This window comes from Paenibacillus alba (assembly GCF_013204855.1).
GTDB lineage: Bacteria > Bacillota > Bacilli > Paenibacillales > NBRC-103111 > Paenibacillus_E > Paenibacillus_E alba.
In genome coordinates, this window is sequence record NZ_JABMKZ010000027.1 from 60,458 (window position 1) to 75,733 (window position 15,276).

Genomic DNA, 15,276 nt, shown 5'->3' on the forward strand with positions numbered 1-15,276 from the left:
GACACCATGATAATATATATACAAGCAAAAGGAGAGGTCAATATGCAACGTACAAAGCTTTCATTTACTGTTCTGGCTGCTGTAGTAGCGCTGGGAACGCTATTGTCAGGATGCGGGGACCAAGAAGTAGGGAAGCCGACAACTTCAAGCAGCCCTCAATCCGAGGCAAACAAGTTTGCGAAAAAAATGAAAATTTCGATGTTTAACCAAGGTACTTTCAATGCTGCCGCTCCAATACCTCCGCGTGATGAAGATATTCAGCGCCAAATGTTGGAAAAGGCGATGAATATCGACTTGGATATGATGATTCCTCAAGCTGGGCAAGCAACAACCAAGCTGAATACGCTCATTGCAGGCGGGGATATTCCAGATTTGATCTTCTTGAAGAGTCGGTCTGATCTCGCGCAGTATTATGACCAAGGCGTTCTTGCGGATTTGACTCCGTACCTGGATCAATTTCCCGAATTGCAGAAGCGTTTCGGCAAAGACTCCTGGGATGCGATGTCATATCTGGGGAAAACCATTGGCGTTCCAGGTTATGATAATGTAAACGGAATCAGTCGAAGCTTCTTCATACGCAACGATTGGCTGAAAAAGCTGAATATGAAAGTGCCGACAACCCCTGATGAGCTGTTCGAAGTGATGAAAGCCTTTACGGAGAAAGACCCGGACGGAAACGGCAAAAACGATACGTACGGATTCATAGGCGGTATGAATAAAGAAGGCAATTTGCAAACCTACGGCTTCGATAGCTTAATGTGGATGTTTGGCGTCAATCCTCCCTCAGCCATTGATGTGATAGACAATAAACCGGTGTACTTGTTTATCGATCCCAAAATGAAGGAAGCGCTCGCTTACATCAATAAAATGATGACAGCCAAAGTTGTAGACCCCGACTGGGTGACGATGAATACGCCCGATTTGTTGGACCAAAAGTTATTTAAAGGCAAAGTTGGTTTCATGATCAGAGATGCCCGCAGACTGGAACCGGATTATCAGCAGAAAATGAAAGAAATCAGCGGAGAAGTGCCGGAATGGATCGTCATTCCTCCAATGAAAGGGCCTTATGGCGATCAAATCGTGGAGAGAAAATCGTTCCAAGGCAATTCATGGGCCATTTCCAAGAAAGCGGATAAGGACAAAATCATTCGGATCTTATCTATGCTGGAATATCTCTTTACGGACAAGGAAGCCTATCCGAATTTCGCATACGGGATCAAAGGGATTCATTGGGATATCGTGGATGGCAAGGTCAAAAACAAAACCTCTGAGTTATCGAAGGAAATGAAAGAAAAGTATCTATGGGTTGATCATTATAGAATGCCACGCCGTGGCGATGATGCCGAGTACTTCAGCTTCCAGAATCCGAAGACGGCAGAAGCTTTCACGAACAATCAGCAATATGTGGGGCCTACTTTGCCCGGAAATTTATTGACGGCAGACCCAAGCGACACTTTGGCAGCTGACCGCACACGTTTCATTAATGAGAGCTTAGTCAAATTTATGACGGGCAAAGACCCTCTTACCAACTGGGATAATTTCCTCAAAACCTTGGATACCAAGTTTGACATGCAGAAATATAAGGATACAACCATCAAGCAATTTAAAGAAGCAGGCCTAATCAAGTAAATAAACAAAGAGAGAGGCGATTAATAGCCCCTCTCTTTGTTGTCCTATGCTATTCTTAGTTTAATACAGATTTAAAAGGAAGATGACCGATGCGAAGAAGAATCAGCTTGCCTTTAAAACTATTTTTGATCGTGTTTGCATTTGTATTAAGCTGCATCATCTTGATAAGCCAACTGTCCTATCGCTATGTCCAAAAAGAAATAAGGACCAATGATATTTATTACACAAAACAAATAGTGGACAAAGTTGACCAGTATTTAACGGTTAATTTCTCCTCTTTCCAGACGATCTTGTTCTCGGTGGAAACATCGGTGAAAGCAAACATTAACAATACGGAAGTGATTAAAAAGCAATTAAGAGAGCTGTATGAGCTCAATAGTAATTACGTCAGTAACCTTTACTTGATCAATAGCGATTTATCCATTCTAGGCGGAAGTACGCTGACGCGAATTTTCGATGAACCCTTATCTGACAGAAAACCATTGTTTGATGCGGCCGACAAGAACAAACGGACTACCTTTGTCAGTGATCCTTATAAATCCAAGTATTCCGGCTGGACCGTTACGATGGTTCGATATCTGAATGGCTCTCCGTTTCCTATGGCCATTGCGATCGATTTGGATCTAAATGCCATTGAAGAAACCTTGTTCAAGATTAATAAAGAAGAACAAATGAATCTGGCCCTGATTACTACATCGGGCAAAATTATTGCCGGATTTTCAGAGAATAGAGGACCCCTGAATATTCAAGATCATACGTTTTCAATCGGGGAAATGTCGGCGGAACAGATTCTTGATACGACAGGAACAAGCCTTCAACTGCACACCAAGAATGGCAAACCGGTCTCCATTTTGAAGAAATCGACAGAGAAGTTCAATTGGTCCATCATCTCGATCAACGATGAATCTCGCTTGGAAGCTGCGTTGTCCAGATTGGAAACCTATTATATTGGGCTTCTGGTTGCCGGTCTTGTATTAAGTCTGTTCATTTCCTTTTTTGTTGCCAAATATATAAGGAATCCGCTCTATGCGCTCAAAATAAAAATGAAGCGGGTGGAGCAAGGCCATCTGACAACGACAGTGACGATGAACCGAAATGATGAATTCGGCGACCTTTCCCGAGCCTTCGACCGTATGCTGCAACAAATTGTGGAACTGATTCGGCGAGCAGAGCTTCATAATGAACTTGAGCGGAAGCTGGAGATCCAAGTCCTGCAATCGCAAATAAATCCTCATTTTTTGTATAACACGCTTGGATCTATTAGCAATGTTATACGCCTGGGACAAATAGAGAAAGTAGATGTGGTGATCGGGTCTCTCATTTCCATATTGGAATATGGGATAGCCGACGCTTCGGAGAAGGTTTCACTACGTCAGGAATTGCAAAATGTAGCGGACTATATCGCGATCCAGAACATCCGTTATAACAGGCACTTCCACTTGATTGAGAATATCGAAGAGGGATTAATGGATTTTCCCGTATTTCGAATGCTGCTGCAGCCCATTGTGGAGAATAGCATCTTCCATGGCTATAACGGAGGGGGAATCGAAGGTTCGATTACTATTCATGCCTACGAGCAGGGCGGCATCGTCATGATCGAAGTTGTTGATCAAGGCGAAGGAATTCAAGCGGATCGAATAAAGCACATTCTAGATTCAGAACCGAGTGATCTAGAGCTAAAAAGGAAAAGAATTGGGTTAAACAATATTCATGGTCGAATAAGACTTCACTACGGCGAACAGTTCGGGCTGCAAATCATTAGTATACCGAATGAAATAACCCGTGTCCGCGCAATATTCCCAGCAGGGATGTTTAAAGGAGATGCATGATGGTGAGAGACTACACCTGCTTCATCGTTGATGATGAAGACCTAATCATCCAAAGATTGGAACTGTTTTTTAGCGAGCTCTCCCCCAAGGAAGGGCGATTCCATTTGGTAGGCAAAGCGAATAATGGGCACAAGGGGATCGAGGAGATCTTACGGCTTAAGCCGGATATCGTAATAACCGATATCGTTATGCCGCGGATGGATGGAATTTCCATGATTGAGCAGTTAAAGCCGCAGCTGCCCCATACCCAATACATTCTTTTGACTGCCTATTCGTCTTTTGAGTACGCTCAGCGAGCTATTCATGCCAACGTATTGGAGTACATCGTTAAGGTTCCCTTGCGGGAAGCGGATTTGGAGCGAGCTTTGGATAAGGCAGCCGGAATTTGGGATGAGGTTAAGAAAAAAGAAGAGGAATTTCAATCTTTAAACGTATCCGTTCTTGAAAATAAATATAGAGTCCGTAAACAATTTTTTAACGAGCTGATCAGAGGCGAAATCCCTTCTCATCGGGCATCCGATTTCGCGAATCGTATGCAGTTCCACTTCTTTCAAGCCAACTATTGCTGTTTTATTGTTGAAATGAATCTGTATGAAAGTTTTCGCCATGAATATTCAGCGATTGACCAAAACATCTTGAAATATGCGATTACGAATGTCATCGAAGAAACGGTGATGAATTGTGGCAGGGGGGTAGCTGCGGATCTCTCCGATAATCGTTTTATTGGCTTTCTTTCCTGGGAAAATAATCGTAGTAGGATGGATACGGAATATGCTTGCCAGACACTCGGGAGTCAGATCGTCTCTCATTTGCATCAATATTTGAATCAAAGGGTATCCGTCGCTTTTGGCGGTCCGCACCGAGGCTGGGAATCCATTAAACAAGCTTACACGGAAGCTAATAATGTGAGTGACGATTTCTATTATCATGCAGAGAAAGTAGTGAAGACACCCGCGCATCGGTTCCATTACAGCAATGACAAAAAGGAGGACTTTCAGCAGAAGCTGGCTGATTTGCTTGCCTGGCTGCAAAGAAAGGTTTCCAAGGACGAGCTGGAGAAAGAGTTTGCGGATTTAAACCAATTTGTTATGGATCACAAAATCCATAAGTCCATCATGGCACCAATGCTTCGAGACTTGTATAGAGATATTGTTGCGAAATTTAAATCGGGGAACACGTTGACCACAGATGCAGCAGAGTTTCCCACCCAATTCATGGCATTTCGGGAGCAGTTGGCCTATATTGGCGATTTCACATTCGAATATGTACACGCTGGCCAACTTTTACATCGGGCAGAAATCATGAGTGCCATGCGATTTATAGAGAAAAACCTGAAACAGCGTTTAACGTTGGAGGCTATTGCCGAGGAAGTGAATTTAGCTCCATCGTATTTTAGCAGTCTTTTCAAAAAAACAATGAACGAAGGCGTTATCAGCTACATCAACCGTAAAAAAATTCAATTGGCGCTTGAGCTGTTAAACGTTCAGGATTATTCTTTATTGGAATTGTGCGAGGAAGTCGGAATTGTCAATGAAGGGTATTTTTGCAAATTATTTAAAGAATATACAGGTGATACACCTAAACAATATCGGATAAAAATGACACGGTATGAATCCAAATAAGGTTGCAAAAAAATGTATGAATTTTTCGCGAAATCATGTAAAAAAACGGGGTTCAAAAGGATTACCATGATAGATGTATCTAATCATGGAGGTTATCACAATGGAGCTTATTAAAGCGGATGTAACCGTCGTAGGCGGAGGTATTGCTGGTCTATGCGCCGCCATTGCTGCCGCACGTCAAGGACTGCAAGTTTCACTTATTAATGATCGACCGGTTCTTGGGGGAAATGCCAGCAGCGAGGTCAGGGTTCATATCAACGGGTCGGCCTATCTTGGAAACAGTCCATCCTATTATGCGCGTGAAGGCGGGTTGGTGGAAGAACTCAAACTGAGGATTTTCCACTATAATCCGCTATATAACAAGAAGCTTATGCTCTCGCTTTCGGATACGGTCCTATTGGATATGGTCTATGCGGAGCCTAACATTTCTCTATTTCTGAATACCTGCGTGCATGAAACGGGAATGGAGAACGGAAGAATTAAATGGGTGGAAGGTCTTCAATTAGCTTCCGAAAGGAAATTCCGTTTTGAAAGCCGAACCTACATCGATTGCTCCGGAGACGGGGTTGTCGGATATCAGGCAGGTGCGCTCTTCCGATGGGGGAGAGAAGCGAGGCATGAATACAAGGAAGACTTGGCTCCCGAAGTGGCGGATCATTACACCATGGGAGACACGATCCTGTTTCAAGCCCGTGACGTCGAATATTCCGTTCCGTACAAGCGGCCTGGCTTTGCGTATGATATTACGAAGTTGGACTTTTTTGATAGTATCAGAAAAGGCTTGAACCACCGGGCTTTTCCTAGAAAAATCAACGGGCTCGGCGGATTGTGGTGGCTGGAATACGGCGGACATATGGATGTTATCGCCAACAATGAAGACATCGCATTGGAGCTGCGGAAATTGGTTTATGGGATTTGGGATTATATCAAAAATAGCGGCGAATTTGACGATGTGGACAATCTCATTTTGGATTATGTCTGCCCGATTCCGGGGAAAAGGGAGTCGAGGCGATTTATAGGGGATCACATGTTGTCTCAGAACGATCTTACCACAAAGCCGCATTTCGAAGATGCGGTATCCGTCGGGGGATGGTATATGGATTTGCATGCTGCCAAAGGCATCTATGATGAGGGGCCAGCTACAGCTTGGAATTTCGTGCCTGGCTTGTACAATATTCCGTTCCGCAGTTTATTTTCCCAGAATATTCCCAATCTCATGTTCGCTGGTCGCAATATAAGTGCTACCCATGTTGCTTTCGGTTCTACAAGAGTAATGGCTACCTGCGGTTGTATGGGGCAGGCGGTTGGAACGGCAGCTTCGTTATGTTTGAAATATGAGGTAGACCCCGCAGCCATAGTCGAATCTCATATGGGAGAGCTGCAGGCGCTGCTGCTTCGAGACGGACAAACGATTGTAGGACTTCAAGAGGAATTGGATCCTTACTTCGCTGACGGATTACATATTCGTGCCTCGTCTCAGCGCAGCTATGCCAATCCTCATCCAACCGAAGCGATTCCTTTGGAGAAAGGGTTATGTTTGGTCCTTCCGATTCAGACATCCGTGGCAGAAAGCGTACAGATCAAAATTAAAAATATGTCCGAGCATTCGGAAACTTTGCATGTGAAGCTGTCTGGCGGGGAACGGAAGGAAAATTACATTCCTTCTTGCGAGTTGAAAGACTACCGATTGGCTATTGCAGCTGATCATGATGACTGGATTACGTTGGACATGAGCTGCGAGAAGCCGGCGGACGACAAAATCTACATCGTGTTAGAAGGTACGGCTAGGTTAGCCGTTTATGTCAACGAAGAGAAGATTACAGGCGCGGTTAGCTTCCATTATAAGCCGGAAGTGCCGTCCAAGCTGAAGAAATTTAATCAGAGTATTTGCTTTAAGGACCTGCTTCCACTTCAGAATATGTATAATCCCGAGAATGTCGTCAATGGCTACTCCAGACCTTATGGTCTGCCGAATGGCTGGATTTCCGAACGTACGGAAGGACGGGAATGGTTGGAATTCTCTTTTGCAAGCCCCAAAAATCTGGACGAAATCCATCTGGTTTTCAATTCGCAGTTGGATTTGGAGCATTTCGACGATCCAATCGAGTCTCTTATCCAAGATTATGATGTGATCTTAACCTTAGAAGACGGAACGGAGAGGGAAATCGTAATTCGTGGCAATTATCTCACATTGAATAAACATAAGGTGGATGCGGAAGGCGTAACCCGAATCCGCTTCGATTTATGCGCGACTTTCGGTTCGCCTTATCATGAAGTGTTTGCTGTAAAATTGTTTGCTCCTACAACGATAAGTGAGGGTCAGGTGAAGTCGCGATGAAGGAATTATTCCCTCGAAGAGGGCTGCCTAATGTCATTCAGAAGTTGGAAAATGGGGAAACCGTGACCATCGTCTATTTTGGCGGCAGTAATACGCGTTCTAAAGGATATAGAGTCATGACGGCGGATTGGCTTCGTGAGCAATATCCCAAGGCGGATATTCGCTGTGTGAATGCAGGCATTGACGGAACTGGATCGGATTTGGGCTGCGCCCGTGTGGAGAGGGATGTGCTGCGTCATCAGCCTGATCTCGTGTTTGTTGAATTTGTCGGCAACGATGGCGGAGTGCCCGAGTCCAAGGCTCGTATCGAAGGGATCGTCCGTCAAATCCGCAAGATGAGCCTGTTTACCGATATCCTGTTCGTTTATACGCTGAAGGAGCGGGATGTGGCCTTATTTCAATCCGGGGAATACCAGAAGGGCGCGCTTATGCAAGAGGAAGTGGCCGATTATTACGGTATTCCTTCGATTCATCTGGGCGTAGCGGTCAGCCATTTGGTGTCCGAAGGAAAACTCATTTTTACCTCAGGGGCAGACAAGTCCATTCCCGGAGCGATTGTTTTTACGCATGATTCGGTCCATCCGACAATTCCCGAAGGACACCAGATTTATACGGATACGATCACCCGATCGTTAGAGAAAATGAGTGAACATCGTGGTCCCTTGGGAAGAGTCGAACATAATTTGCCTCTGGCCACTTTGGTCCCGGCGAATCCTTGGGAGTACGCGACAATGCTGCCGCTGGATGGTCATGCCCAGTTATCGGCAGGATGGTCCTACGTAACTCCCGATGATTCAGCTTTGGCCCGCGAGTACGACTGGTTGTTCTCTGGCTTATGGCGAGCGGTCGATCCGGGGGAGGCTATCACGGTGCAATTTGAAGGCACACACATTGGACTATTCGATATCGGGGGGCCGGATTCCGGCAGATTGAAGGTGACGGTGGACGGCGGGGATCCCTTCCTAGTGGATCGATTCACACTCTATAACGATCATAATCGGAATCAGTATGTTTTCTTGCCGGAGCTCCCGAATGGGAAACATACGGTTCGCTTCGAAGTCGATGCCGAGAAGACAGACAAAGCGGCTGTGTTTGAGGCATGCGGTAATGAACGAAGCATTGAGCATGTTCGGCAGCATCCGGATTGGTACGATCAAACCGTGATTCAGCTTGGCAAGCTGTTGTTGGTGCAGCCGCCATTAGTGTAGTTTAATGCCGTTTGGTTCCTCATGTAAAACTTGCAACGTATCTGACTGCTGCTCGGCAGATGAATACGTTGCAGGTCTATTTGTTATTAAAATCTTATAAGAAATTCTAGAAATTAAAGAAATTTCACGGTTAAGCGGCATGCTATGATATCAAAGACGAAGGGGGGATTAACCAGCAGGATGCGGATAATTGCTTCTTTGCAATCATGTGAATAAAGGGGGTTGCGAATTTCTGAAAGCGTTACCAAAATAAGGAAAGGAAGTGAGCCGTATGATAAAAAGGAAGCTGTTTTGCTTAATCGTTGTCATCATGACAATAATAGTTCCATTAAGCCTATTCGGAATAAGGACGGCTAGTGCGGAGACTGTACCGTTTAAGACCATTATCATCGATGACGGGAGCCTCACGATCGATGGGGTTGTGACCCCTGACGCGGATAATGCGGATAACGGATACTCGGCTCCGAATTGGACCACAAGTACAGGAGTGAAGGGGTATAATAATTCCAGTTCCCAATATACGAGCACAGCAGGCAGAGCCATATCGTGGAATCCGCGCTTGGAAGCTGGAACGGCGAGAATATCGTTCTACAAGCTTAATTGGGAGGACAAAGCAGATAGTAATGTGAAAATCGAAATCGTTCATAACGGGATGACTGATGTTGTCTCTATGGATCTGAGACCTTCATTCGGGGCGCCTGCGGGATGGGTTGATTTGGGCGAGTATTATTTCTCTGGGTCTGGCGAGGAATTCGTTAAATTGACTCGGTCTGCCAGCAGCAGCAGTACGGTTCTAACACGTGCTGATGCGGTCAAGTTCGAAGGGAATATTCAGCAGAAAGAGCCTCATAAGACGATCATCATTGATGATGGAAGCATCACGATTAATGGTGTCGTCACTCCTGATGTGGATAACAAGAATAACGGATATTCGGCTCCTTATTGGAGCACGAGTACAGGAGTGAAGGGGTATAATAATTCGAGTTCCAGCTACACAGATGCGGTGGGAAGAAGCATCACATGGAATCCGCGATTGGAAGCAGGAACGGCGAGAATATCGTTCAACAAGCTGAATTGGGCGGATAAAGCAGATAGTAATGTAAAAATCGAAATTGTGCACAATGGGATTACGGATGTCATATTTATGGATCTCAGGCCCTCATCGGGACCAACTGCCGGATGGGTTGATTTGGGATCGTATGATTTCAGCGGCAATGATACTGAATTTGTCAGACTGACCCGCATGCAGCCAACGACGGGGACCATCATTACGCGAGCCGACGCGGTCAAGTTCGAAGGGAATATTCGGCAGCAGGCTCCACCGCTGCCTCCACTGCGCAGCCGCACATTGGCGAATCTTAGTTATACGGACAAAGGCAGCATCGAGAACGCCAACTATAAGGCGACTTTCTATGAAGCTGCTTGGGATGGAGGCAAATCCATCGTTCGTGATTTGTTCTACAAGGACACGGATACGGGAAACTGGGTGGCAATCAATAATGTGGCGGAAAGACTTGAAGAACAATGGGTCTTGTTGGATGGGAATGCGGGAAGTCGTACCAATTACTACGATACGATGAACAAACGCTGGATTACATTCGACGGGATCAATTTCCCTGATAGCCACACGGCGGTATTAACCGATTCTTCGCATGGAAGCGATTACGATTTGCAAGTGAACTGGTCCCTGTCTGGGGACAAACTAGATGTTTCCTTCGCTTTTACCCCTCGCCGGGATGGCAATTATGTGATCGGCTATCAGTCTTTCACGACAGAGCAAATCTCTGGCATCAATGAAGTGCTAAATGGTTTCAGATCGCATGCCAAAATGGTAGGTTCGGTGGAATCAACAAGCTTAAGAGAGCTGAGCGCTCCGATGAGTCTGGTTGAAAAGAATGATGGTGCGGGGAAAGCTTTGACCTATGGTGTTTTTGTACCGTCGGACGAACTTCCGGTTGAATTTGAGCCGACAGGAGGCGTTGCGAAACAACGGCTGGGCATGAGTCTTGTCAACAACGAAGGAAGCGTCCAGCCGATCCTGTATGCTCCTCAACTAGGAAATTATTCGCAAATGACTGCGGAAAGCACGTATCAATTCCATATGGGGCTAATCGCTCAAAGCAGCAGTCTGTATAAGGCCTACGGGGATATTCTTCGCAGTGAATACGGTTATTCGGCCTACCGGGAAAATGTCGCTGAACAGTCGCTTACGGATGCGATGTTCAATATGATCGATCTGCTCAAGATTGAGCCTCAGGGTGACGACTCTGTCAATTATGTACCATCGCCCAGCGGGTGGTGGAATCGGGCCAAGGGCTTCATTGACATCGAGAATGAGGATAGCGTTCGAACAACATCGAATGCGGCTCTTCTGGGAGCTTACTATTTGACCGGAGACGACCAGCTTTACGATACGAGGGCGCTGCCGTCCATCCAGTACGGTGTATCGCGAAATGGTATCGGTTGGTCACCGACACAGAAGCCCGTATATGGCGTACCGTCCTTATGGAAAATGGCAACTTTGCCGTTCGATGTTTCTAGCGTAGCCGCTGTCAATCAGATGATGGGCACTTCGCCTGGAATTGGGGCGCTGGGACAACAAGAGTACCTTGTGCGCAATCCGGATCAGAAAGATCGCGGGCCTGTCATTCAGCCCCTGATGATGTATCGTATGACCGGGGATGCGCAGTATTTACAGGCTGCGAAGGATGCAGCTGACAGTTATATCCTTCAAAATATTGATACTCCTGAAACTGTGAATGTGAGTAAAAATGAGTTTATTTATTATTATGGCAAACTGTGGATGGAGATTTTGGAGCTTTACGAAGAAACAAAGGATCCCAAATACTTGAATGCCGCTTACAAGGAAGCCAAACAGTACGCGACCATGTTCGTTGCTCGTCCGGTGCCTGAAGGCACCGTAACCATTCCGCAGCCGGAGACGTATAATTACGCGGAGTCGTTCCATTGGCCAGAAAGCGGTAAGTATAATTATCCCAGGAGCAAGCTCCCTGAAGACGTAGCCGGTGGCGTACAAGCGGACAGTTGGCTTGTTTCACCCAACGGGTTGACGTTTGAGGCGGGAAGTACAACCAGCTATTATCGGATGAATGCGCAGGAAGCTCCTTTCATGCTGAGATTGTCGCTCTACACAGGAGATAAACTGTTGCAGGATATCGCCCATAATGCGGTCATTGGACGCTATTCCAGTTATCCAGGTTATTACTATAAGGGCTTCGCCGTTAGTCAGCTGGAACCGGATTTTGCTTTGGAAGGTCCCAGCGGGGCTACATCCATCTATTATCACCACATGCCAGCGCAGCTCGGGCAAACGATGGATTATTTGATCAGCGAACAATCGCTGAAATCGAATGGGAATATTACATTTCCATCTGTTTTCGAAACTAATTTTCTATGGTTTAAATATCACCTCTATGGGAATAAACCAGGTCAATTCTACGGCAATTCGAACGTTTGGCTCTGGATGCCCAAAGGAATTATCCAGACCAACCATCCGCAATTGAACTGGATAACAGGTGAGAGCGGAAATAAGTTCTACATTGGATTAAGCAACGAATCGACTGCTGAAGTACAGACTCCAATCAAATTGAATGCGCAGCTCATTGGGTTCAACCCAGCACAAGATTATAACGTAACCATCATCCGCGATAATGGCACACCAGAGCAAGCGGTTATGAGTGGCGGAATCATTCAGGCCACAGTTTCAAGCAAGGGAATGACAGCAATCATTGTGGAAGGTCTTCACATTGATGTGCCGCTGCATCAGGTTAGAACGGCTGATACATCGGATGCAAGCTATTTTTTCGATGTTCACAGTCCCATTGATGCCGTTAAAGGCATGCTAATCGTCAAGCCCGACGAAACGTCCTACGATGCTTATGTAGAGGCCAAAACGACGAAACCAGCGACGATCCATTACTCATTGGACGGCGGGGTCACGTACACAACCGTTCCAGATACGATCTATCCGATGGAATGGTCGATACGGGTAAACGATTTATCCCAAACCTTCACTTATTATGTGGAATCGGATGGGAAACAGACCCGCAAGCGAACGCTATATCTGCCTGATCAGGTAACGGCGACGCCGGTCCAACCGGATTGGCAGGCGGGGTCATCCATCATTGTGGATAATACAGAGGCGGAAACAGAAGGCGTCTGGATACGAGATACAACGGCTAATGACTATTACTACGATAACTATGTGTATGCCAAATCAACTTCAGGTACAGCAACTAGCAAGATTGTCTGGCGGCCCGTGCTGCCGGAAAGTGTCACTTATAGCGTGTATTACAAGCTTCCGCAAATAACCGCCACAAGTGAAAATTGGGCAACCAATGCCGCTTTTACCGTTTATTACAGCGGTGGTTCACAGACGGTTACCGTTGATGAGACAACGGCCAATGGGACTTGGGTGTTCCTGGGGGCTTACCCTTTTGCAGCAGGCGATAGTGGGTATGTCGAATTAACCAACAATGCCAATAAGTCACGGGTAGTTGCCGATGCGATGATGTGGGTGGATCCGAATCGGACACCGCTGCTGGAATCGGTGGCCATCCTGTCGAATCAGGATGAGCTGCAAATGACTCGAGCTGCTCAACTGAGTGTAACCGGTCATTTGGATAACGGTCTGATCGGTGATCTGGCACATGCCAATGTGCAGTATTATGTGGATAGAACCGATCTGGCTGCAGTGGACAGCAGCGGTTTGTTGACCCTTCAAAGCCTTGATGGAGCCACAGACCATATCACGGTGTGGGCCACTGTAACGTTGGAGGGAGTGACCTTAACGACACCGCCTTTGGCTATAACGATCAAGGACCTGACGGTTATTGTCGACAGCACGAATACCACCGGGTTATACACTACGGAAGGGTCTTGGAGCCAAAGCAATTTAGCCGGCTACAAAATTGGTGTTAAGTCTCGGTACTCTACCGTACAAGGATCATCGGCGACGTGGAAGGCTCAATTTCCTGAGGGAAGATATACGGTCTCCATTTACAAGCTCGTCCACACAACGGCAAACGATAATCATGTCAAAGTGGAAGTGAAGCATCAGTCGGTTACCGAGGCTACGTATATCGACGCGACAATCGGCTCATCGGGTTGGGTTAATCTGGGAACGTTCGACTTTACAGGAGACGGCAGCGAGTATGTTCGTTTAACCAGGGAGACTCCGACAACCGTAGATCCGCCAACCCTTCCTGCCGATATGATCTATACGAGGGCTGATGCCGTCAAGTTCGAACGGCATTCCGCCAGTCCGGCATTGCGGAATAAAGGTAAGTGATGTTATACAAATGATTGTAAAATAACCCTAAGAGCTGAGTGGATGAGAACGATCCATTCGGCTTTTTTTATTTCGGAATGCATCAGTACACGACCTCATGGAAATAAAGAAGGTAAACTAATCACATTTCTCGAAGAAGAGTGTATAGCCGTGAACTTCATTTATAAACTGAACGTCAGAGAATAAGCAGGGGTGAAATGAAAAATGGAGGTATTATGAATAAACGAAAACGAATTAAAACAATCATTTTATATGGTGTTTTCATTTGTTACATAGTTTTTTTAATTAAATTATTGTTCTAATCAAGAATTTCACTTTTGGAGATGTTTAATAGTCAAAGGACTTTACATAGGTCAATCAATCTTATTCCATTTTATAGCATGAGTTATGCACTTCGTGGTAACGAATGGTAATTCTGAGGTTTCGTTGTATTCCAAAGAAGCATTAAATAATGCGGCGTCCAAAATAAACGAATAAGTCTTGCAAACCACTTCACTTCTATGTCAAAGTTAACGTTCACTCTTGACCCATGTGGTTTCTTGTGCGGGTTTGGCAACGAGTATGGAAAAGGCCGCGGACCATTTCGCCGTGGGTGCAGCCTTTATCATCACTCGTTTTTTCTTTGTTCATTTCAAATAAAGCAACGGCTAGCAAGGTCTCCGCTGTAAACAGCAGCTCAAAATGAGCATGGTGATGTGCTTCGGACTCAGAGTGGCACTTTTCAAAAGCTAGTTCTTGTTTAGCTGTGCGGAAAACACCTCAATTCGCCAGCCGTTTAACATAAGTCTGCAAAGCTTCCTGGGGCGACATGGCGGTTACTAATGATGAGGTAAGCACCTTTGTAGGTAGCTGGAGACTCGTCGTCTAGCTGTTCAGCGTTCGAAGAAGCCTCATCTTCCTTTAAACGCATGGCGACAATCGCAGCAATCTGAACATATCTCTGTTTGGTCACTTGTTTCCCTTTGCGATTAGTTAAGGTATAGGGCTGCTTCAGATAGATATCTGGAATCGCAATAGATGCTAGGCCGACTGTAGCCTGGCGTGTCAACGGTTTAAACCCTTCACGGATCAGCATGATGGGCGTAAGCGGCACGTAACGTTCTCTTCGAGTAAGAGGCTCGATTTCCTTTTGAAATAAAGCTGTATTGCGCTTCGCTTTCGTCACCCAATCAAATTGGTTCAGCTCTAGGAATGCAAAAAAAATTTTACACAAATACCAACGATCCATGGCAATCCATAATCGGCATTTCACAGATTCACGCAGCATCAAGAGCATTTGTTTAGAGAGATCCAGTTTCGAAGGGCCCTCACCTTTGGTAGCTGGCTTAGGCCAAATAGA

The 15,276-nt window shown here is 45.8% G+C and carries 7 protein-coding genes; 6 read left to right on the top strand and 1 reads right to left on the bottom strand.

The window, feature by feature from the left end:
- The first annotated feature begins 42 nt into the window (after window positions 1-42).
- From HQN90_RS26545 to HQN90_RS38980, 6 genes are all read left to right on the top strand, one after another.
- Window positions 43-1,629 carry an extracellular solute-binding protein gene (locus tag HQN90_RS26545; RefSeq protein WP_173224320.1) on the top strand — a complete coding sequence of 529 codons (1,587 nt, stop codon included), beginning with the start codon at window positions 43-45 and terminating at the stop codon, window positions 1,627-1,629.
- 89 nt (window positions 1,630-1,718) lie between these two features.
- Window positions 1,719-3,458 carry a sensor histidine kinase gene (locus HQN90_RS26550; protein ID WP_173224322.1) on the top strand — a complete coding sequence of 580 codons (1,740 nt, stop codon included), beginning with the start codon at window positions 1,719-1,721 and terminating at the stop codon, window positions 3,456-3,458.
- Window positions 3,455-5,080: a response regulator transcription factor gene (locus HQN90_RS26555; RefSeq protein WP_246362853.1), complete on the top strand. Its 1,626-nt coding sequence runs from the start codon at window positions 3,455-3,457 to the stop codon at window positions 5,078-5,080. The genes HQN90_RS26550 and HQN90_RS26555 overlap by 4 nt, the downstream gene beginning before the upstream one ends.
- A gap of 100 nt (window positions 5,081-5,180) precedes the next feature.
- Window positions 5,181-7,418, top strand: a complete 2,238-nt coding sequence (locus tag HQN90_RS26560) for an FAD-dependent oxidoreductase (RefSeq protein ID WP_246362854.1) — start codon at window positions 5,181-5,183, stop codon at window positions 7,416-7,418.
- Complete coding sequence (locus tag HQN90_RS26565; protein WP_173224324.1) at window positions 7,415-8,626, top strand: SGNH/GDSL hydrolase family protein; 1,212 nt, start codon at window positions 7,415-7,417, stop codon at window positions 8,624-8,626. Before HQN90_RS26560 ends, HQN90_RS26565 begins: the two co-directional genes overlap by 4 nt.
- A gap of 271 nt (window positions 8,627-8,897) precedes the next feature.
- A complete protein-coding gene (locus HQN90_RS38980; protein ID WP_246362855.1) occupies window positions 8,898-13,937 on the top strand; it encodes a golvesin C-terminal-like domain-containing protein in 5,040 nt (1,679 codons plus the stop codon).
- Window positions 13,938-14,712: 775 nt separating this feature from the next.
- Here the strand turns inward: HQN90_RS38980 and HQN90_RS26575 are convergent.
- Window positions 14,713-15,213: a hypothetical protein gene (locus HQN90_RS26575; RefSeq protein WP_173224326.1), complete on the bottom strand. Its 501-nt coding sequence runs from the start codon at window positions 15,211-15,213 to the stop codon at window positions 14,713-14,715.
- Window positions 15,214-15,276: the final 63 nt, after the last annotated feature.

What these genes read in the sequence shown, in the direction of transcription:
- HQN90_RS26565 (WP_173224324.1), top strand. Translation starts at nt 7,415, where the DNA reads ATGAAGGAATTATTCCCTCGAAGAGGGCTGCCTAATGTCATTCAGAAG.
- HQN90_RS26550 (WP_173224322.1), top strand. Translation starts at nt 1,719, where the DNA reads ATGCGAAGAAGAATCAGCTTGCCTTTAAAACTATTTTTGATCGTGTTT.
- HQN90_RS26555 (WP_246362853.1), top strand. Translation starts at nt 3,455, where the DNA reads ATGATGGTGAGAGACTACACCTGCTTCATCGTTGATGATGAAGACCTA.
- HQN90_RS26560 (WP_246362854.1), top strand. Translation starts at nt 5,181, where the DNA reads ATGGAGCTTATTAAAGCGGATGTAACCGTCGTAGGCGGAGGTATTGCT.
- HQN90_RS38980 (WP_246362855.1), top strand. Translation starts at nt 8,898, where the DNA reads ATGATAAAAAGGAAGCTGTTTTGCTTAATCGTTGTCATCATGACAATA.
- HQN90_RS26575 (WP_173224326.1), bottom strand. Translation starts at nt 15,213, where the DNA reads ATGCTCTTGATGCTGCGTGAATCTGTGAAATGCCGATTATGGATTGCC.
- HQN90_RS26545 (WP_173224320.1), top strand. Translation starts at nt 43, where the DNA reads ATGCAACGTACAAAGCTTTCATTTACTGTTCTGGCTGCTGTAGTAGCG.